Raw genomic sequence first — 17,386 nt, forward strand, 5'->3', positions numbered from 1 at the left:
TCCGTTCATCCGGCGGACAGTCGCGGCCGATGCGACACACTGGGGCTATGCTGTGCCCATGGCGATACACGGCGACAGAGACGACGAACTGCGGCTGTTCCAGACCGGTGAGCACCCGTGCGGGTACTGGCCGGACCGGGTGGCGCGCGATCTGGTGCTCGATCCTCAGGACCGCCGCCTGGGTGGGCTGTACCCGCTGGCGCTGAGCTGGGGCTTCCGCCGCAGCGGCGATCTGGTCTACCGCCCGCATTGCGCCCAGTGCCATGCCTGCGTGGCCGTGCGCATTCCCGTGGCGCGCTTCGCCGCCGACCGCAGCCAACGGCGCTGCGCTGCGCGCAATGCCGACCTGGAAGTACGCATCACCGCCGCCATGCCGCGCGAGGACCTGTTCGAGCTGTACCACCGCTACCTGGTGCACCGGCATGCCAATGGCGGCATGGACGACCACGGTCCGCACGAGTTCGAGCAGTTCCTGATCGGCACCTGGTCGCATACCCGCTTCATGGAAATGCGCCTGCCCGGCCACGACGGCCAGCCCAGCCAATTGCTGGGCGTGGCGGTGACCGATGTGACCGAACACGGCCTGTCGGCGGTCTACACCTTCTTCGACCCGGCCCACGCCGCGCGCGGACTGGGCACCTTCGCGATCCTGCAGCAGATTGAATGGGCCCGCCGCGAGGGCCTGCCGCACGTGTACCTGGGCTACTGGATCCGCGAGCACCAGAAGATGGACTACAAGCGCCGGTTCCGCCCGCTGGAGGCCTACGACGGCCGCCGCTGGCACGATTTCGACAAGGATCTGGACGGCCGCTGACAAACCGCTGACACCGGGCCGGGTGCACAATACGGCCCATGAACATGACCCGCCGCCATCCCCTGATCCTCGCCCTGGCCCTGCTCTGCGGCGCCAGCGCCCCCGCCTTCGCCAAGCCCCCCGCGATGACCGAAACGCCGTCTGCAACGCTGCGCCTGGCCACCTACAACACCTCGCTGTATTCGGACGATGCCGGCGGCCTGATCAAGGAACTGGAAGGCGACAGCGAACACGCCCGCAAGATCGCCGCCGTGCTGCAGCAGGTGCGGCCGGACCTGGTGCTGCTGAACGAATTCGACTTCGACGACGCGCACCGCGCCGCCGATCTGTTCCAGAAGCGCTACCTGGAAGTGGCCCAGCCGGGCGGCGGCAAGCCGCTGCACTTCGCCTACCGCTACCTGGCCCCGGTCAACACCGGCGTGCCCAGCGGCCTGGACCTGGACGGCAACGGCGTGGCCGGCGGCGAAGGCCGCAGTCGCGGCAACGATGCCTGGGGCTACGGCCTGCACCCGGGCCAGTACGGCATGCTGGTACTGTCGCGCTACCCGATCGACGAGGCCAAGGTGCGCAGCTTCCAGCTGCTGAAGTGGAGCACGATGCCCGGCGCGATCCGCCCGGTTGACCCGCGCACGGGCAAGAGCTTCTACAGCGATGCGGTGTGGTCGCAGCTGCGCCTGTCGTCGAAGTCGCATTGGGACGTGCCGGTGCAGACCCCGGCCGGCGTGGTTCACGCGCTGGTTTCGCACCCGACCCCGCCGGTGTTCGACGGCCCGGAAAAGCGCAACGCCGCGCGCAACCACGACGAACTGCGACTGTGGCAGGAGTACCTGTCGGCCGGCGACAAGCCCTGGCTGTGCGATGACCAGGGCCAGTGCGGCGGCCTGGCCCAGGACGCGCGCTTTGTGATCTTCGGCGATCTGAACAACGACCCGGCCGACGGCGATGGCCGCCACGATGCCATCGTCAACCTGATCGAGAACCCGCGCGTACTGCGCTACCCCACCCCGCGCAGCGTGGGTGCCGAGCAGACCAGCCTGGCCTATGCGGCCAAGGGCATCGTGCGCAAGGGCGCACCGTTCCACGCCACCGGCGATTTCGGCCCGAAGTCGGGCACCATGCGCCTGGACTACGTGCTGCCGTCGACCGGTTTCGAGTACGTGGGCAGCGGCGTGTTCTGGCCGGCCAACGAAAGCGCCGAAGCGAAGATTGCCGACGGCAGCGACCACCACCTGGTGTGGGTGGACGTGAAGTAACCCCGGTAGCGCCGGGCCATGCCCGGCGGCCTTTTTCGGTTCGCATCGCGCCGCATGGAAAGCCGCCGGGCATGGCCCGGCGCTACCGGCTGCGGGAGCCCTTTGCTAGAGTCGCAATGGGCCCTGGCAAGGAATGCTGATGCTGAAGAGAAACGTGGTGATCATTCTTGCCGTCTTCAGCACGGTTGCCCTGGCGTGTTACGTGCAGCCGAGGCTGGCGCAGTTTGCGCCCCTGGTACTGATCGGCCTTCTTCCTGCAGGTGTGGCGTGCTGGAAGGGCTACGCCGACCGCTTTGGCACCTGGTGGATGTATGGCTCGGTGCTGGGCATCGTGGCCATCATCCATGTGACCCTGCTGCCGTGGCGTAGACGCTGACGGCAGCACGCTGGACGCCGCCGGGCATGGCCCGGCGCTACCGCATTACGGGCGCAGTTCGACGCCGATGGCCTCGGCGGCATCCCGCGCGATGGCGCGTGCTTCGTCGATGGATTCCGCACGCGCCAGGGTCACGCCCACGCGGCGGTGACCATGCACGCTGGGCTTGCCGAACAGGCGCACGGCGGTATCGGGCACCTGCAGCGCGGCGGCCACGTTGTTGAAGTACGGCACGCCTTCGCCATGGGCCAGCAGCGCGCACGAGGCCGACGGACCGCTCTGGCGGATGACCGGAATCGGCAGGCCCAGGATCGCGCGCGCATGCAGGGCGAACTCACTCAGTTCCTGCGAGACCAGAGTGACCAGACCGGTGTCGTGCGGGCGCGGCGACACTTCGCTGAACCACACCTCGTCGCCCTTCACGAACAGCTCCACGCCGAACAGGCCCCAACCACCCAGGTCGTCGGTGATCGCGCGCGAGATCTCTTCGGCACGCGCCAGGGCCTTGTCCGTCATCGGCTGCGGCTGCCAGCTTTCGCGGTAATCACCGTCCTTCTGCAGGTGGCCAATCGGCGCGCAGAACGACGTACCGCCGGCATGGCGCACGGTCAGCAGGGTGATCTCGTAATCGAAGTCGATGAAGCCTTCTACGATGCAGCGGCCGGCACCGGCACGGCCGCCGGTCTGCGCGTAGTCCCAGGCCGGGGCGATGTCGGCCTCGCTGCGCAGGGTGCTCTGGCCCTTGCCCGAGGAGGACATGACCGGCTTGACCACGCACGGCAGGCCGATGGCGGCCACCGCGGCGCGGTATTCGGCTTCGGTATCCACGAAGCGGTACGGCGAGGTCGGCAGGCCCAGCGTTTCGGCGGCCAGGCGGCGGATGCCCTCGCGGTCCATGGTCAGGCGCGCGGCGCGCGCAGTCGGAATCACCCGCAGGCCCTGCTCCTGTTCCAGCTGCACCAGGGTCTCGGTGTGGATTGCCTCGATTTCCGGCACCACAAGGTGCGGCTGTTCCTGCGCGATCAGGGCGCGCAGGGCCATGGCATCGAGCATGTCGATCACGTGCGAACGATGCGCCACCTGCATGGCCGGCGCATCGGCATAGCGGTCGGCGGCGATCACTTCCACGCCCAGCCGCTGCAGCTCGATGGCCACTTCCTTGCCGAGTTCACCCGAGCCCAGCAGCAGCACGCGGGTGGCGGAGGGGGACAGCGGGGTTCCAAGCTTGGCCATGGGGGGTTCCAGCAGCGATGTGAAGACGGGTGGGCATTCTAGCCGGTCCGGCCGGGTCGGCCGACGAACGGCACTTGCGATCTGATATCAATTTGATATCTTTCAATCGAACCCTCAAGGACGTACTGCCATGAAAGAGAAGTCACTCGCCTCCCTCAACGGTCTGGGCACCCTGGCCGTCTGCCTGCTGGCCGCGCTGGCCGGTGGCGCGCTGTTCGTGCTGGGCGTGGCGGCCAACGCCACCGCTGGCGAACCGAGCGTGCCGATGATGCTGGGCGGCCTGGCATTGATCATCGCCACCGTGCTGGTCCTGGCCGGCCTGTACACCGTGCAGCCCAACCAGGCCGCCGTGCTGAGCCTGTTCGGCAAGTACGTGGGTACGGTGAAGGACAACGGCCTGCGCTGGAACAACCCCTTCTATTCCAAGCGCCGGGTCAGCCAGCGCGTGCGCAACTTCGAAAGCGGCAAGCTGAAGGTGAACGAGCTCGATGGCAGCCCGATCGAGATTGCCGCGGTGATCGTCTGGCAGGTGGTCGATGCCTCCGAGGCGGTCTACAACGTGGATGACTACGAAAGCTTCGTGCACATTCAGTCCGAATCGGCACTGCGCGCGATGGCCACCAGCTACCCCTACGACCAGCACGAAGAAGGCCAGCTGGCCCTGCGCAGCCACGCCAGCGAGATTTCCCAGCACCTGAAGAACGAGCTGGCCGAACGCCTGGCCGATGCCGGTGTGCAGGTGATCGACGCACGCATCAGCCACCTGGCCTACGCCGCCGAAATCGCCCAGGCCATGCTGCAGCGCCAGCAGGCCAATGCGGTGATCGCTGCGCGCACGCGCATCGTGGCCGGTGCGGTGGGTATGGTGGAAATGGCCCTGGCCGAACTGCAGAAGAACGGCGTGGTGCAGCTGGACGAGGAACGCAAGGCGCACATGGTCAGCAACCTGCTGACGGTGCTGTGCTCGGACCGCGGCACCCAGCCGATCGTCAACGCCGGTTCGCTGTACTGAGCCACCCTCGCAACGGGGCGCCACCGCGCCCCGCCAGGAGTTCGCATGAGTGAGAAGAAAGCCTATCCGCTGCGCATCAACGCCGACGTGCTGGCTGCGGCGCAACGCTGGGCTGACGACGAACTGCGCAGCCTGAACGCACAGATCGAGTACGTGCTGCGCGATGCACTGCGCAAGGCAGGACGTCTGCCAAAACCCACGCCATCTGCCGAGGACAAGGAATGAGCAAGCGCTGGAGCTACCTCACCGTTGAAGTCAAAACGTCGCTGATGGGCCTGCAGAAGCCGGAGGACATCCAGGCCGAACTCAGCCGGCAGGGCCAGCTCGGCTGGGAACTGGTCAACATCATCATCCCGTCGCCGATGCGCCCGGCCATGCTGATCTTCAAGAAGGAAACCTGAGCGTGCGCGCGGCCAGGGAACGCACCGCCATGAACGGCAGCGATCCGCGTTCGTTCGATCTTGCTGAAAGCTCGCCGCTGCGCGTGCTGTGGATCCTCGGCCCGTTGCTGCTGGTGTTCGCGCTGTGCGTGTGGGCTGAACTGATGCACGCGGCGGCCGGTGCGCCGTGGATCGAGATCACCCTGGCGCCGCCCTTCTTCCGCCTGTGGGGCAGCGCGGCGTGGAGCCTGGTGGTGCTGGCGCTGATCGGGGTGGGCCTGGGCATCAGTTTCTTCCGCCGCCGGGTGGTGATTGATGGCAATGTGCTGGACGTGCGCTCCACGCTGTACCGGCGCCGCACGCCGGTAGCGCAGTTGCAGCTGGACCGGGCCGAGGTGGTGGACCTGCGCCGTGACCGCCGCTATGGCCTGCGCTCCAAGACCAACGGCTATTCAATGCCGGGCTTCTATTCCGGCCACTTCCGCCTGCAGGACGGCAGCAAAGGCTTTGCCCTGGTGACCGACCGCCAGCGCACCCTGGTGATTCCGGTGCGCGGCGGCAGCACCCTGCTGCTCAGCCTGGACCGGCCGCGGGCCTTGCTGGACGCGCTGCACAAGGTGGCCGCCACCGCGCGACGGCAGTAAGCTGCGGTCATGCACCGTCGCGCCCCCCTGCTGATCAATACCGAGGCCGTGGAACTGTGGCCGGCCGCCCTGCTGCGCGCGCGCAGCAACCTGGATGCGCGCCTGCTGGCCCGCGCGCAGTGGGTGCTGCGGCGCAAGCACGATGGCCGCTACCTGGCCGTGGTACTGGACCACGGCGTGCATTCCCTGGTGGCGCGACTGCCGCGCGAACCCGGCGTGGAAGCGGCCCTTGCGCTGCTGGAGCAAGCCCGCGCCCGCCCGTTCGCCGCGCCGCTGGAAGCGCACTGGTTGCCGCTGGCGGGCCTGCAGCAGCGCCTGCAGCAGCTGGGCCTGGATGCCGATGCCTATGCGCGCGACAGCGGGCTGCCGCTGGAAGCCGAGCCGTGCGTGCTGCACTTCGCCGGTCGCGACCGCTTCGCCCGCCCGCTCTGGCTGCGCCGTGGCGCCGCACAGGGCTGGCGCCGCATGCGCCTGCACGCCGCACGCGATGGCGTGGCGCTGGATGCGATTTCCGGTTTCCGCAGCCACGCCTACCAACTGGGCATTTTCGAGCGCAAGCGGGCGCGCGGGCTGAGCGTGACCGAGATCCTGAAGGTCAACGCGGCGCCGGGTTTCAGCGAGCACCACAGCGGGCATGCGCTGGATATCGGCACGCCGGGCGATGCGCCGGCGGAAGAAACCTTCGACGCAACCGAGGCCTTCGCGTGGCTGCAGGCGCACGCAGACGGGCACGGGTTCCGGTTGAGCTACCCGCGCGACAACCCGCACGGGATTGTCTATGAACCGTGGCATTGGTGCTGGGCACCGGCCAACGGATGATGTAGAGCCGAGCCATGCTCGGCTGGGTTTCCTGTAGCGCCGAGCCATGCTCGGCTGCGTTTGGCCTAGTCGAGCATGGCTCGACTCTACAAATGCGCTCTTCGAAGTCGAGCATGGCTCGACTCTACAAGGGCGCGCGGCCGGCGCTGGCTCAGCGCCGTAGCGCGTTGATCGCCAGCAGCACCCAGGCGGCCATCAGGGTGGTGCCGCCCACCGGCGCCAGCCGGGTCGGCCACTGCCACAGGGCGCCGCCCACCAGGCTGCCGGAAAACAGCAGCACGCCCAGCAACAGCAGATACAGGCCCAGGTGGGCGATGGCGCCCTGCGCGCGCGGTCCCAGCGCCAGCAGCACCGCGCCGTGGGCGAAGGCGTACAGCGCCGCCATGTTCAGGTGCTGCTGCGCCAGCGGATCGGCCACGCCATGGGCGGCATAGGCCGACAGGCCAATCGAGGCTGCGGCCAGCAGCGCGCCCAGGCAGGCCAGCAGTGAGGGTTTACGCGCGCGACGTTCGGTAGTGAACATGATCATTCCTTGCGCAGGCCCCGACGACGGGGCACGGATGACAAAAAAAACGCGCCGCAGTAAGCGGCGCGTTTTCGTGTCCAACACTACATGGGTCAGCCGAAGCTTACTTGACGGCCCAGTAGATGTCGTAGGTCGCTTCCGGGGTGAACGACTTGTCCACGCCGTCCTTCCACGACTCGTACGGACGATCGACCACTTCCGAACCGTTGGTCACAGCCCAGGCACGCAGTGCGTTGCGGGCGATGTCCAGACCCGCCATGTGGCCGGTGTAGGCCGCGTGGGCCGAACGGTGCGGGGCAGCACGGACGTACTTCACCGGAGCGCCGCCGTCGATCTTGACGGTCAGTTCTTCGGCAGCCGCGCCTTCAGCGCCCTTCTTCTTCACCGGCTGGGCGATGTCGAAGGCGTACTTCTCAGCACCGAAATCGGTGGTGATGATGCGGAACGGGCCAGCGGCTTCGAGGCCATTGGCCTCCATCACGCGCTTGATCCACTCCTGGTTGTCCTTGATGGACTTGGTGATCGAATCCTGGCCGCGATCGACGTTACCGGCATTGACGACCAGCAGGTCTTCAGCCGGCACGTCCACGATGCCCAGATCGGTCAGCGGAGCTTCGGCGGTGCGGTAGTCAACGTTCGGCACGGTGGCCAGCATGTTGGCCATGCGCGACAGACCCATCTTGATGTCGTCGCCGATCTGGCGGCTGACATACAGGCCGGCGTAGCGGCCGAACAGGTCGAAGCCGTACTTCACCGAGTAATCCTGGGTGATCTTGACGTTACGACCGCCCTTGCCGGTCGGCTCCAGGGTGAAGGTGGTGACCTTGTCGTGACCCTTGGTCGGGTCTTCGACGGCGATCACAACGCGCTTGTTCTCTTCCGATTCGGTGATCTTCCAGGAACCGTTGCCCAGGTCCTTGGAAGCGAAATCGAGAGTGGCACCCACGCCCGAGGCCGGGCCGGACAGCTTCAGGTCAACGGCGGGATCGCGCAGTACCAGCGGGTTCCAGTCCTTGAAGCGGCGCAGGCTGTTGACCGTGTCGTACACGATCGTCATCTTGCGGTTGGTCTCGATGCTTTCGGTGATGTGACGCTCGCCCGGCAGACATACGCCAATGATGACGAACAGGCCAGCCACGATCCCCAAGGCGATCAGGAACTCGATAATACGGGTCATTCAGAGAGTCTCCGGGGCCGATCCCACGGCCGGGTTGATTGAAGCGAAGCGCCAATCCTAGCAGGCTTCGCAGGCATTGTTTATCGGGATTGGCGCACCGGTTTCCGTGCCGGCTGCGTATTTGTATGGACAAAGATTTTGAAGGGTAACGCATCTGGGGCCCCGGCAAGTAGGGGGGCACCCCAGCCTGGGCGTGAAGACACCGCCCAAGCCCTTGTCCTGAAAGGATTTTAGTTAAACCAACTGGAGTTCAAAAGCCTTCAGGACGGCGCGCGTGCGGTCGCGCACACCCAGTTTGGAGAGAATGTTGGACACATGGTTCTTGATCGTGCCTTCGGCCACGCCCAGCGAATTGGCAATCTCCTTGTTGGAAAAGCCGCTGGCCATCAGCCGCAGGATCTCCGTCTCACGGTCGGTGAGCGGGTCCGGGCGGTCCAGGCTGACGAAGTCGTTACGCATGTGTTCCAGGCCGGACAGCAGGCGCTGGGTCACTGCCGGCTGCACCAGCGAGCCGCCCTCGGCCACGGTGCGGATGGCGCCCACCAGCTGTTCCAGGGTCACGTCCTTCAGCAGGTACCCCTTGGCGCCGGCCTTCAGCCCGGCCAGCACCAGCTGGTCGTCGTCGAAGGTGGTCAGGATGATGGTCGGCGGCAGCTGTTCCTGCCGCGACAGCACCTGCAGGGCTTCCAGCCCGGACATCACCGGCATGCGCATGTCCATCAGCACCACGTCCGGGCGGACCTGCGGCACCAGCTCGACCGCCTGCCGGCCGTCGGCCGCCTCGGCCACCACTTCGATGCCATCGTCGAGCGCCAGCAGGGAGCGGATTCCCTGCCGCACCAGGGTTTGGTCATCGACCAGGCAGACGCGAATCATCACCGTACTCCTTCAGGAACCTGGGTAAGTGCGGCCAGCACCGTGGCCGGTACCGTGGCACGCAGGCGGAAGCCGTCGCCAGGGCGGGTCTCCACCTGCAGCTGGCCACCACATTGTTGCAGGCGCTCGCGCATGCCGCGCAAGCCATTGCCCGCATTGACCATTTCCGCGCCGACGCCGTCGTCGCGGGCCTCCACCACCACCTGCCCCGGATCGTCCTGGTAGACCCGGATCCACAGATGGCGGGCATGGGCGTGGCGCACCGTATTGGTGATGATTTCCTGGGTGCAGCGCAACAGCACGTGGGCCCGCTGCGGGTCTTCCACGTTCAGCGGCTCGTCCACCTCCAGCTGGATGTCCAGCGAGGGCACGTTCTCGGTCAACGGGCGCAGCGCGGCGGCCAGATCGATCGCGCCGGTTTCACGCAGCTGGCTGACCACTTCACGCACGTTGCCCAGCAGCAGCTTGGCCAGGGTGTGCGAGCGCTTCACGTGTTCCAGCGCCTTGCCTTCGGCCAGGTGGCCGGCCACTTCCAGGTTCAGGGTGAGCGCGGTCAGCTGGTGGCCCAGCACGTCGTGCAGCTCGCGGGAAATGCGCGTGCGCTCGTTCACCCGGGCACTTTCGGCCAGCAGGGCGCGGGTGGCGCGCAGTTCGGCATTCAGGCGGCGCTGTTCGTCGCGCGCTTCGGCCTGGCGCCGCGCCACCAGGGCAATGACGAACACGAAGCTGGAAAAGCCCATGTAGCCCATCGCCTGCAGCACGGCGATGACCGGCGGGAAGCCCAGCGGCTTGATGTAGACCGGCAGTACGGCCAGATTGCTGGCCACCAGCCAGACCACACCGATGCGCGGGCCCAGCAGCCACGGCAGCAGCCCGGCCACCACCATCAGCAGGATGCTGCCCAGCGCGGTGCCGGAGAAATAGCTGACACCGATCGCGCAGGCGGTAAGCAGGATCAGCGCGGCGTGGTCGAAGAAGCCGGGGCCACTTTCGCCCAGGTCGCGGGTCAGGCCCCAGTACACCACGCCGAACGCCAGGTAGGCCGAGGCCCACGGAATGACCCGGTAGCCGGCTTCGCCATCCAGGCTTTCCAGAGTGAGCGAGACCGGATCGATCAGGTAGATCGCCAGCCACAGGCCAACGGTGCCCCAGGTGAACAACCCGGAGTAGCGCAGCATCGCATTGTGGTTCAGTCGGGCCAGCATGGCCCATCGTAGCCTGTGCGCGGTCTGTCCCAAGGGCATAAAGTCATGCTTGCCCCTGCCCCCTGTTCATGCCGCAGCCCACCCCGGGCATGCAATAATCGTGCGCAGGGTCCGTTCGCAGGACCAACCGCGTTACCCCACGGAGTCACAATGTCGATTGTCATCCGCGACGTGCGCGAGCACGAGCTCGATTCCGTCCTGGCGTTGAACAACAATGCTGGCCTGGCCATCCTTCCGCTGGATGCGGCCCGGCTGCACCTGTTCTACGAAACCGCTGAGTATTTCCGCGTCGCCGAGCGCGACGGCAACCTGGCCGGCTTCCTGATCGGCTTCGGCAGCGACAGCCAGCACGACAGCAGCAATTTCGCCTGGTTCAAGCAGCAGCTGGACACCCCCTTCTTCTATATCGACCGCATCGTGGTCGCCAGCCGCCGCCGCGGCGGTGGCGTCGGCCGTGCGTTCTATGCCGACGCGCAGAGCTTTGCCGAACTGCGCTACCCGCAGATGACCTGCGAGGTGTTCCTGGACCACGGCGCCGACGCCGCCCTGCTCTTCCACGGCAGCTTCGGCTTCCGCGAGCTGGGCCAGAACACCATGCCGCACGTGGACGTGCGCGCCAGCATGCTGGCCAAGGAACTGTGCAGCTATCCGTGGGTGCAGGACACCTACGGCGGCAAACTGCCCGACGTAGCGTGGGCGCGCGACCGGCAGCTGCCGGCGCAGGCACAGCGACCGACGGGGACTTGAGGGTGGCGGTGAATTTCGATTACGAACAGGCCGGTGAACTGAAGATCGGCCAGGTGGGCATTGCCAACCTGCGCATCCGTACCCTTGATGTCGAACGCCTCGTGCAGGAAATGCAGGAGCGGGTGACCCGCGCGCCGAAACTGTTCGGCCGCGCCGCCGTCATCCTCGATTTCGGCGGCCTGAGCCAGGTGCCGGACGTGGCTACCGCGCAGGCACTGGTGGATGGCCTGCGCAGCGCCGGCGTGCTGCCGGTGGCACTGGCCTACGGCACCACGGCCATCGACCTGCTGTCGCAGCAGCTCGGCCTGCCGCTGCTGGCCAAGTTCCGCGCCCAGTACGAACGTGCCGAGGCCGAACCGGCCCCGCCGCCGCCGCCGGCCGAACCGCGCCGCGCCGCCAAGGCCGACGCCAAGCCGGTGCCGGCCACGCCGGTCGGCAAGGCTGCCGATGCCGCCGCGCCGCAGCCGGGCCGCATGCAGCTGGGCAACGTGCGTTCGGGCCAGCAGCTGTATGCGGAAAACTGCGACCTGACCGTGATGGCCACTGTCGGCGCGGGCGCCGAGGTGATCGCCGACGGCAGCATCCATATCTACGGCACCCTGCGCGGCCGCGCGCTGGCAGGGGCCCAGGGCAACACCGCGGCGCGCATCTTCTGCCGCGATTTCCATGCAGAACTGGTCGCCATTGCGGGCCATTACAAGGTACTGGACGATGTGCCGGACAACCTGCGCGGCAAGGCCGTGCAGGTGTGGCTGGAACAGGACCAGATCAAGATCGCTGCGCTGGACTGACGCAGCACCCAAACAGAATCATCAGGAGAAGTCCTTTGGCTGAAATCATCGTAGTCACCTCCGGCAAGGGCGGCGTCGGCAAGACCACTTCCAGCGCGAGCCTGGCCTGCGGCCTGGCACGGCGCGGCAAGAAGGTGGCCGTGATCGACTTCGACGTCGGCCTGCGCAACCTCGACCTGATCATGGGTTGCGAACGCCGCGTGGTGTACGACTTCGTGAACGTCGTGCACGGCGAAGCCACCCTGAAGCAGGCCCTGATCAAGGACAAGCGCTTTGACAACCTGTACGTGCTGGCCGCCTCGCAGACCCGCGACAAGGACGCACTGACCCAGGAAGGCGTGGGCAAGGTACTGAAGGACCTGGCCGCCGACGGCTTCGACTACGTCATCTGCGATTCCCCGGCCGGCATCGAAAAGGGTGCGTTCCTGGCCATGTACTTCGCCGACCGCGCCGTGGTGGTGGTGAACCCGGAAGTATCCTCGGTGCGCGACTCCGACCGCATCATCGGCCTGCTGGATTCGAAGACCCACAAGGCCGAATCCGGGCAGAACGTGCCGGCCTTCCTGCTGCTGACCCGCTACACCCCGGTGCGCGTGGAAAGCGGTGAAATGCTCAGCATTGCCGACGTGGAAGAAGTGCTGGGGCTGAAGGCGATCGGCGTGATCCCCGAATCGGGCGACGTGCTCAATGCCTCCAACAAGGGCGAGCCGGTGATCCTGGACGTCGAGTCCGCTGCCGGCCAGGCCTATGACGATGCCGTCGCGCGCATCCTGGGCGAAGAACGCCCGATGCGCTTCACCAGCGTCGAGAAGAAGGGCTTCTTCAGCAAGCTGTTCGGAGGGTAAGCATGGGCCTGTTTGATTTCCTCAAAGCGAAGAAGACCACCGCCGAAACCGCCAAGAACCGCCTGCAGATCATCATCGCGCAGGAACGCAGCCACCGCGGTGGCCCGGACTACCTGCCGCTGCTGCAGCGCGAGCTGCTGGAAGTGATCAAGAAGTACGTGAACATCGACGTCGATGCGGTGAAGGTCGACCTGGTCAAGGATGGCCAGCACGACGTACTAGATATTTCCGTGGCGCTGCCCGAAGGCCCGGACAAGCCCTGACCCCCTGCCCCGCCCGTGCCTGCATGGGCGGGGCCGTGTGACCCCGCATGACCGACACTGCCCCCGAACCCATCGTGACCCGCGTTGGCGATATCGCCTTCGCCGATGCGCAGCAGCTGCTGTCCGCGCATGGCCTGCGGCTGCACCACGTTGCCGCTGGCCAAGCCATTCCCGGCAGCTACTGGGGCGAACCCGAGGCCGGCATCATTGCCAGCAACGTCTATGTGCGTGACGACACGCCGGTGCACTCGATGCTGCACGAAGCCTGCCACCTGATCGTGCTGCCGCCGGAACGGCGCGCGCAGGTGCATACCGACGCCACCGATTCGGTGCCCGAGGAAGACGCCACCTGCTACCTGCAGATCGTGCTGGCCGGGCACCTGCCCGGCGTGGGCAGCGCGCGGCTGATGGCCGACATGGATGCGTGGGGGTATACGTACCGGTTGGGGTCTACCCAGGCGTGGTTCGAACAGGACGCCGAAGACGCGAAAGCGTGGTTGATCGAACGCGGGTTGCCCGTGGCGTAAAGCCGCGGTCGCGGCTGGCCATGGGCGCGTGGCGACGCGCCGGAACTTGCGGCGCCCCTCTTTTCACTCGGCGCGGTTCGAACAGGACGCCGAAGACGCGAAAGCGTGGTTGATCGAACGCGGATTGTTGCCGGCGTAGGTCACCGGTAGGTGCGGACCTTGGTCCGCACACTCCACGCATGGCGTGGACCTACTACGTGGCCAGCGCGCGCAGGGTGATGCCGACCACATAGGCCAGATAGGTGCCGGTGGCATAGCCCATCGTGCCCAGCAGGACGCCCACCGGCGCCAGCGCCGGATGGAACGCGGCGGCCACCACCGGCGCCGAAGCCGGGCCGCCGATGTTCGACTGCGAACCGATGGCGAAGTAGAAGAACGGCACCTTCAGCACCTTGCCCAGGCACCACAGCAGGCCGATGTGCACGGCGATCCAGATCAGCCCCAGCAGGAACAGCCACGGCCGGTCCAGCAGCGCCAGCAGGTCCATCTGCATGCCGATGCAGGCAATCAGGAAGTACAGCAGCAGCGAGCCCAACCGCGACGCGCCAGCCCCTTCCAGGTTGCGCGCGCGGGTGAAGCTCAGGCTCAGGCCCAGCGTGGTCGACAGCACCACAACCCACACGAACGGCGCATCCAGGCAGAACTGCGCGGCCCAGCTGACGTTGGCCTTGAACCAGGCCGCCAGCGGCGCGCCGATGGCATGTGCCAGACCCACCCCACCGAAGGCCACCGCCACGATCAGCATCAGGTCGGTCAGGCTGGGAATGCGCTCGTGTTCGGCCTGGAAGCGCGCAATGCGCTCCTTCAGTTCATCAATGGCCGACGTATCGGCGCCACTGCGCGCATCGATCTTCGCCGCGCGCCCGGCCAGGAAGATCAGCGCGGCCATCCATACATAGCCCACGCCCACATCGACCACGGCGAACTGGCCGAAGGTGGTGGCGTTGACGTCGAATACTTCGCGCATGGCCAGCATGTTGGCGCCGCCGCCAATCCAGCTGCCCGCCAGTGCGGCCATGCCGGCCCAGGTATCGCCGGCCACCGTGTCGGGGTGGATCGCGCGCATCACCAGGAAGGCCACCACCGCGCCCAGCATGATGCTGGCCGAGGCCCCCAGGTACATCAGCACCAGCTTCGGACCCAGCCGCAGGATGCCCTTGATGTCCACCGCCAGGGTCAGCAGGATCAGCGCCGCCGGCAGCAGGATGTCGCGCGCCACCGGGTTGTAGAGCTTGGTGTTCTGACCGTCGATCAGGCCGACGGTGTTGTAGATGCCTGGCAGCAGATAGCACAGCAGCAGCGCCGGCACGAAGGTGTAGAAGCGCTTCCACAGGCCCTGCTCGCGCGAGGCGGTCCAGAACACGGCGCCGAGGGTGGCAGCGATCAAACCGAAGACGACGATGTCGTTCTGGATCATGCAGGTGCTCTGGATGCAGGGTCGGAGCCCTTTCGCGATGCGAAAGGGATCTGACCCCAGGAACAGTCGATGGATGGGGTCGGATCCCATCCGCGATGCGGATGGGATCCGACCCCTTGGCGCTGGACCGGCTTACTGGCCGATGTGCTGCTTCAGCCAGGCATTGACGGTGTCATGCCACAGGATGCTGTTGTCCGGCTTCAGCACCCAGTGGTTTTCGTCCGGGAAGTACAGGAACTTCGATTCGATGCCCTGGCGCTGGGCGGCGGTGAACGCGGCCAGGCCCTGTTCCACCGGAATGCGGAAATCCTGCTGGCCGTGGATCACCAGGATCGGCTTCTTCCAGTCGGCCACGTGGTTGACCGGGTTGAACTTCTCGTAGTTGGCCGCCTTCTGGTACGGGGTACCGCCCTGCTCCCACTCGGTGAACCACAGTTCTTCGGTGGCGTAGCCCATCATGCGCTGGTCGAACACACCATCGTGGTTCACCAGGCACTTGAACGGGCCGTTCCAGTTGCCGGCGATCCAGTTGACCATGAAGCCGCCGTAGCTGGCGCCCAGTGCACAGGCCTTGTCACCGTTGAGGAAGGAATACTTCTTCAGCGCTGCGTCCCAGCCCTTCTGCAGATCTTCCAGCGGGCGGTCGCCCCAGTGCTGGCTGATGGCATCGGTGAAGGCCTGGCCGTAGCCGGTGGAACCGTGGAAGTCGATCATGACCACGGCGTAGCCCTGGCCGGTGTAGGTCTGCGGGTTCCAGCGGTAGCTCCAGCCATTGCCGAAGCTGCCCTGCGGGCCGCCGTGGATCAGGAACGCGACCGGGTAGGACTTGCCTTCCTGGTAGTTGTGCGGCTTGACCACGTAGCCGTGCACGGTGTCGTTGTTCCAGCCCTTGAACTCGAACTGTTCGTAGTCGCCGAAGTTGACGTCCTTCAGGACTTCACCGGCGGCCGGGGTCAGCGCGCGCAGCGGGCCCATGGTTTCGCCGGCGGCCGGCAGCAGGCCGACCAGCACCTGGTCGTTGCTCTTCAGGCTGTTGCGGGTGATGGCCACGCTGTTGCCTGCCACGCTCACCGACGACACGGTGCCGTCGCCGATGACCTTGGTCGCCTTGCCGCTGGCCACATCGATCTGGAACAGCGGGTGTTCGCCCAGGTCGTCGGTGGTGGTGTAGATGCTGGCGCCATCGGCGGACAGGTTGATCTCACCGGCCGAGCGGTCCCACTGCGGGGCGATTTCGCGGGTCTTGCCGCTGGCCAGGTCCATCGCCATCAGGCCGAAGCGGTCGGCTTCGAAGCCCGGGCGCTTCATGGCGCGGTAGAACAGGGTCTTGCCGTCGGCGCTGAACACCGGGCCGGCATCCCAGGCCGGATTGGAGGCAGTCAGGTTGACCGGCGCCTGCTTGCCGGCGGCATCGAAGCGGTACAGGTCGAAGTTGGTCGACCACGGTTCCTGCTTGCCGGCCACGCGGATGCTGGCGACCACGCTGCTGCCATCGGGCGACCAGGCGAAATCGTCATTGCCGCCGAACGGCTTGGACGGCGCGTCGCCATCGAGGGTGGCGCTCAGCGCCGAAGCGCCCTTCACCGGGCCGCCCTTGGCGACAGGCAGCGGAGCCACGAACAGGGTGTTGCGGCGGCCGTCGTTCCAGGTGTCCCAATGGCGCACGAACAGCGAATCGAAGACCTTGCCGCTGGCCTTGGCGCCGGCCACGTCCTTCAGCTTCTTTTCGGTGCAGGCCAGGTCGGATGCGCAGGCCTGGAACACGCCGGCGCTGAACAGCACGCGGTCGTCCTGCGGCGAGACGTGGTAGCTGTCCACGTCCACCGGGAAGTCGGTCAGCTGGCGCGGGGTGCCGCCGCTGATCGGCTGGGCGTACAGCTGCTGGCTGCCGTTCTTGGCGCTGAGGAAATAGACGGTCTGGCCGTCGGCCGACAGCGAGGCCGAATTGACGTTCCAGCCGGCCGGGGTGATCTGCTTCGGCGGGGCCGCATCACGCGTGCGCAGGTTGCGCGCGAACAGGGCGGTGCTGGACTTCAGCGCGGCGTCGGTGCTGCGCTTGGCGAACACCACGGTGCTGCCGTCAGCGGTCAGGACCGGCGCGGAGACGCGATCCATGGCCACCATGTCGCGGACTTCCAGGCCACGGGCAGCGGCAACGCTGGGCAGGGCGGCCAGCAGGCTCAGTGGCAGCAGGGCATGACGCAGTTTCATCGGGGTCTCCGCAGGACGGCAAAAAACCGATGGTAGGCCCGCGCGGGCGGGGCTGCCAAGGCCATCGGTCATGCCTGCCGGCCGGCGCGGTTCCCGCCGCCAGAAACAGCAAACCGCGCCGTAGCGCGGTTTGTGGGGGCACCGGGGTCGGATCCGATTCCAACGGAATCGGCTCTGACCCCATACGCTGCCAGCCGGGGTCAGAGCCCTTCCCTGCGGGAAGGGATCCGACCCCTTGCACCGGAATCGGCTCTGACCCCAGACACTGCC

20 protein-coding genes are annotated in these 17,386 nt (G+C 66.7%); 13 read left to right on the forward strand and 7 right to left on the reverse strand.

Features of this window, described 5'->3' with window-relative positions:
- Positions 1-58 precede the first annotated feature (58 nt).
- The 3 genes from AC06FA_RS04080 (at position 59) to AC06FA_RS04090 (ending at position 2,443) form a co-directional block, all read left to right on the forward strand.
- Positions 59-814, forward strand: coding sequence for an arginyltransferase (locus AC06FA_RS04080; RefSeq protein ID WP_478067225.1), 756 nt, complete (start codon positions 59-61; stop codon positions 812-814).
- A gap of 38 nt (positions 815-852) precedes the next feature.
- Entirely contained in the window at positions 853-2,067 is a 1,215-nt protein-coding gene (locus AC06FA_RS04085) for an endonuclease/exonuclease/phosphatase family protein (RefSeq protein WP_478067226.1), read from the forward strand.
- 139 nt (positions 2,068-2,206) lie between these two features.
- Positions 2,207-2,443: a hypothetical protein gene (locus tag AC06FA_RS04090; protein ID WP_478067227.1), complete on the forward strand. Its 237-nt coding sequence runs from the start codon at positions 2,207-2,209 to the stop codon at positions 2,441-2,443.
- A 45-nt stretch (positions 2,444-2,488) separates the two neighbouring features.
- Here the strand turns inward: AC06FA_RS04090 and purT are convergent, their stop codons facing one another.
- Positions 2,489-3,676: a formate-dependent phosphoribosylglycinamide formyltransferase gene (purT, locus tag AC06FA_RS04095; RefSeq protein ID WP_108755679.1), complete on the reverse strand. Its 1,188-nt coding sequence runs from the start codon at positions 3,674-3,676 to the stop codon at positions 2,489-2,491.
- Positions 3,677-3,806: 130 nt separating this feature from the next.
- Between purT and AC06FA_RS04100 the strand changes: the two genes are divergently transcribed.
- Genes AC06FA_RS04100 through AC06FA_RS04120 form a run of 5 tightly spaced genes read left to right on the forward strand, consistent with a single transcriptional unit; the run spans position 3,807 to position 6,531 of the window.
- Positions 3,807-4,688: an SPFH domain-containing protein gene (locus AC06FA_RS04100; protein WP_478067228.1), complete on the forward strand. Its 882-nt coding sequence runs from the start codon at positions 3,807-3,809 to the stop codon at positions 4,686-4,688.
- 45 nt (positions 4,689-4,733) lie between these two features.
- A complete protein-coding gene (locus AC06FA_RS04105; protein WP_312706231.1) occupies positions 4,734-4,913 on the forward strand; it encodes a type II toxin-antitoxin system antitoxin in 180 nt (59 codons plus the stop codon).
- Positions 4,910-5,089, forward strand: coding sequence for a DUF4177 domain-containing protein (locus AC06FA_RS04110; RefSeq protein WP_478067229.1), 180 nt, complete (start codon positions 4,910-4,912; stop codon positions 5,087-5,089). Before AC06FA_RS04105 ends, AC06FA_RS04110 begins: the two co-directional genes overlap by 4 nt.
- 29 nt (positions 5,090-5,118) lie before the next feature.
- The gene (locus tag AC06FA_RS04115) at positions 5,119-5,712 is read left to right on the forward strand and encodes a PH domain-containing protein (protein WP_478067332.1); all 594 of its coding nucleotides are present in this window, start codon (positions 5,119-5,121) and stop codon (positions 5,710-5,712) included.
- Between the two features lie 9 nt (positions 5,713-5,721).
- A complete protein-coding gene (locus AC06FA_RS04120) occupies positions 5,722-6,531 on the forward strand; it encodes a M15 family metallopeptidase (protein WP_478067230.1) in 810 nt (269 codons plus the stop codon).
- A 151-nt stretch (positions 6,532-6,682) separates the two neighbouring features.
- Here the strand turns inward: AC06FA_RS04120 and AC06FA_RS04125 are convergent, their stop codons facing one another.
- The 4 genes from AC06FA_RS04125 to AC06FA_RS04140 all read right to left on the reverse strand — a co-directional run bounded on the left by AC06FA_RS04125 (position 6,683) and on the right by AC06FA_RS04140 (position 10,315).
- Positions 6,683-7,054, reverse strand: coding sequence for a DUF423 domain-containing protein (locus AC06FA_RS04125; RefSeq protein ID WP_312706235.1), 372 nt, complete (start codon positions 7,052-7,054; stop codon positions 6,683-6,685).
- A gap of 106 nt (positions 7,055-7,160) precedes the next feature.
- Positions 7,161-8,234, reverse strand: a complete 1,074-nt coding sequence (locus AC06FA_RS04130) for a polyketide cyclase (RefSeq protein WP_478067231.1) — start codon at positions 8,232-8,234, stop codon at positions 7,161-7,163.
- Between the two features lie 234 nt (positions 8,235-8,468).
- Entirely contained in the window at positions 8,469-9,110 is a 642-nt protein-coding gene (locus tag AC06FA_RS04135) for a response regulator (RefSeq protein ID WP_312706237.1), read from the reverse strand.
- A complete protein-coding gene (locus AC06FA_RS04140; protein ID WP_478067232.1) occupies positions 9,110-10,315 on the reverse strand; it encodes a sensor histidine kinase in 1,206 nt (401 codons plus the stop codon). Before AC06FA_RS04140 ends, AC06FA_RS04135 begins: the two co-directional genes overlap by 1 nt.
- Before the next feature lie 150 nt (positions 10,316-10,465).
- On the opposite strand from AC06FA_RS04140, the gene AC06FA_RS04145 reads away from it, so the two are divergent.
- From AC06FA_RS04145 to AC06FA_RS04165, 5 genes are read left to right on the forward strand one after another with little or no spacing between them, the layout of a single operon-like run.
- Positions 10,466-11,062 (forward strand): GNAT family N-acetyltransferase, encoded by a 597-nt coding sequence (locus AC06FA_RS04145; RefSeq protein WP_108748923.1) that lies wholly within the window; start codon positions 10,466-10,468, stop codon positions 11,060-11,062.
- Between the two features lie 2 nt (positions 11,063-11,064).
- Positions 11,065-11,853, forward strand: coding sequence for a septum site-determining protein MinC (minC, locus tag AC06FA_RS04150; RefSeq protein ID WP_478067233.1), 789 nt, complete (start codon positions 11,065-11,067; stop codon positions 11,851-11,853).
- A gap of 35 nt (positions 11,854-11,888) precedes the next feature.
- Positions 11,889-12,698, forward strand: a complete 810-nt coding sequence (gene minD, locus AC06FA_RS04155; RefSeq protein ID WP_312706241.1) for a septum site-determining protein MinD — start codon at positions 11,889-11,891, stop codon at positions 12,696-12,698.
- Positions 12,699-12,700: 2 nt separating this feature from the next.
- The gene (gene minE / locus AC06FA_RS04160) at positions 12,701-12,961 is read left to right on the forward strand and encodes a cell division topological specificity factor MinE (protein WP_005408532.1); all 261 of its coding nucleotides are present in this window, start codon (positions 12,701-12,703) and stop codon (positions 12,959-12,961) included.
- 47 nt (positions 12,962-13,008) lie between these two features.
- On the forward strand, positions 13,009-13,488 hold the full coding sequence (locus AC06FA_RS04165) for a hypothetical protein (protein WP_478067234.1): 480 nt from the start codon (positions 13,009-13,011) through the stop codon (positions 13,486-13,488).
- Positions 13,489-13,681: 193 nt separating this feature from the next.
- On the opposite strand, the gene AC06FA_RS04170 is transcribed toward AC06FA_RS04165, so the two are convergent.
- Positions 13,682-14,905 (reverse strand): DUF819 family protein, encoded by a 1,224-nt coding sequence (locus tag AC06FA_RS04170; protein WP_478067235.1) that lies wholly within the window; start codon positions 14,903-14,905, stop codon positions 13,682-13,684.
- A 132-nt stretch (positions 14,906-15,037) separates the two neighbouring features.
- On the reverse strand, positions 15,038-17,116 hold the full coding sequence (locus AC06FA_RS04175) for a S9 family peptidase (RefSeq protein ID WP_478067236.1): 2,079 nt from the start codon (positions 17,114-17,116) through the stop codon (positions 15,038-15,040).
- Positions 17,117-17,386: the final 270 nt, after the last annotated feature.

The organism is Stenotrophomonas sp. Steno-C17 (genome assembly GCF_056393165.1).

Bases quoted from the DNA above. Each gene is read 5' to 3' on its own strand.
- AC06FA_RS04080 (WP_478067225.1), top strand. From the start codon at position 59: ATGGCGATACACGGCGACAGAGACGACGAACTGCGGCTGTTCCAGACC.
- AC06FA_RS04085 (WP_478067226.1), top strand. From the start codon at position 853: ATGAACATGACCCGCCGCCATCCCCTGATCCTCGCCCTGGCCCTGCTC.
- AC06FA_RS04090 (WP_478067227.1), top strand. From the start codon at position 2,207: ATGCTGAAGAGAAACGTGGTGATCATTCTTGCCGTCTTCAGCACGGTT.
- purT (WP_108755679.1), bottom strand. From the start codon at position 3,676: ATGGCCAAGCTTGGAACCCCGCTGTCCCCCTCCGCCACCCGCGTGCTG.
- AC06FA_RS04100 (WP_478067228.1), top strand. From the start codon at position 3,807: ATGAAAGAGAAGTCACTCGCCTCCCTCAACGGTCTGGGCACCCTGGCC.
- AC06FA_RS04105 (WP_312706231.1), top strand. From the start codon at position 4,734: ATGAGTGAGAAGAAAGCCTATCCGCTGCGCATCAACGCCGACGTGCTG.
- AC06FA_RS04110 (WP_478067229.1), top strand. From the start codon at position 4,910: ATGAGCAAGCGCTGGAGCTACCTCACCGTTGAAGTCAAAACGTCGCTG.
- AC06FA_RS04115 (WP_478067332.1), top strand. From the start codon at position 5,119: ATGAACGGCAGCGATCCGCGTTCGTTCGATCTTGCTGAAAGCTCGCCG.
- AC06FA_RS04120 (WP_478067230.1), top strand. From the start codon at position 5,722: ATGCACCGTCGCGCCCCCCTGCTGATCAATACCGAGGCCGTGGAACTG.
- AC06FA_RS04125 (WP_312706235.1), bottom strand. From the start codon at position 7,054: ATGTTCACTACCGAACGTCGCGCGCGTAAACCCTCACTGCTGGCCTGC.
- AC06FA_RS04130 (WP_478067231.1), bottom strand. From the start codon at position 8,234: ATGACCCGTATTATCGAGTTCCTGATCGCCTTGGGGATCGTGGCTGGC.
- AC06FA_RS04135 (WP_312706237.1), bottom strand. From the start codon at position 9,110: ATGATTCGCGTCTGCCTGGTCGATGACCAAACCCTGGTGCGGCAGGGA.
- AC06FA_RS04140 (WP_478067232.1), bottom strand. From the start codon at position 10,315: ATGCTGGCCCGACTGAACCACAATGCGATGCTGCGCTACTCCGGGTTG.
- AC06FA_RS04145 (WP_108748923.1), top strand. From the start codon at position 10,466: ATGTCGATTGTCATCCGCGACGTGCGCGAGCACGAGCTCGATTCCGTC.
- minE (WP_005408532.1), top strand. From the start codon at position 12,701: ATGGGCCTGTTTGATTTCCTCAAAGCGAAGAAGACCACCGCCGAAACC.
- AC06FA_RS04165 (WP_478067234.1), top strand. From the start codon at position 13,009: ATGACCGACACTGCCCCCGAACCCATCGTGACCCGCGTTGGCGATATC.
- AC06FA_RS04170 (WP_478067235.1), bottom strand. From the start codon at position 14,905: ATGATCCAGAACGACATCGTCGTCTTCGGTTTGATCGCTGCCACCCTC.
- AC06FA_RS04175 (WP_478067236.1), bottom strand. From the start codon at position 17,116: ATGAAACTGCGTCATGCCCTGCTGCCACTGAGCCTGCTGGCCGCCCTG.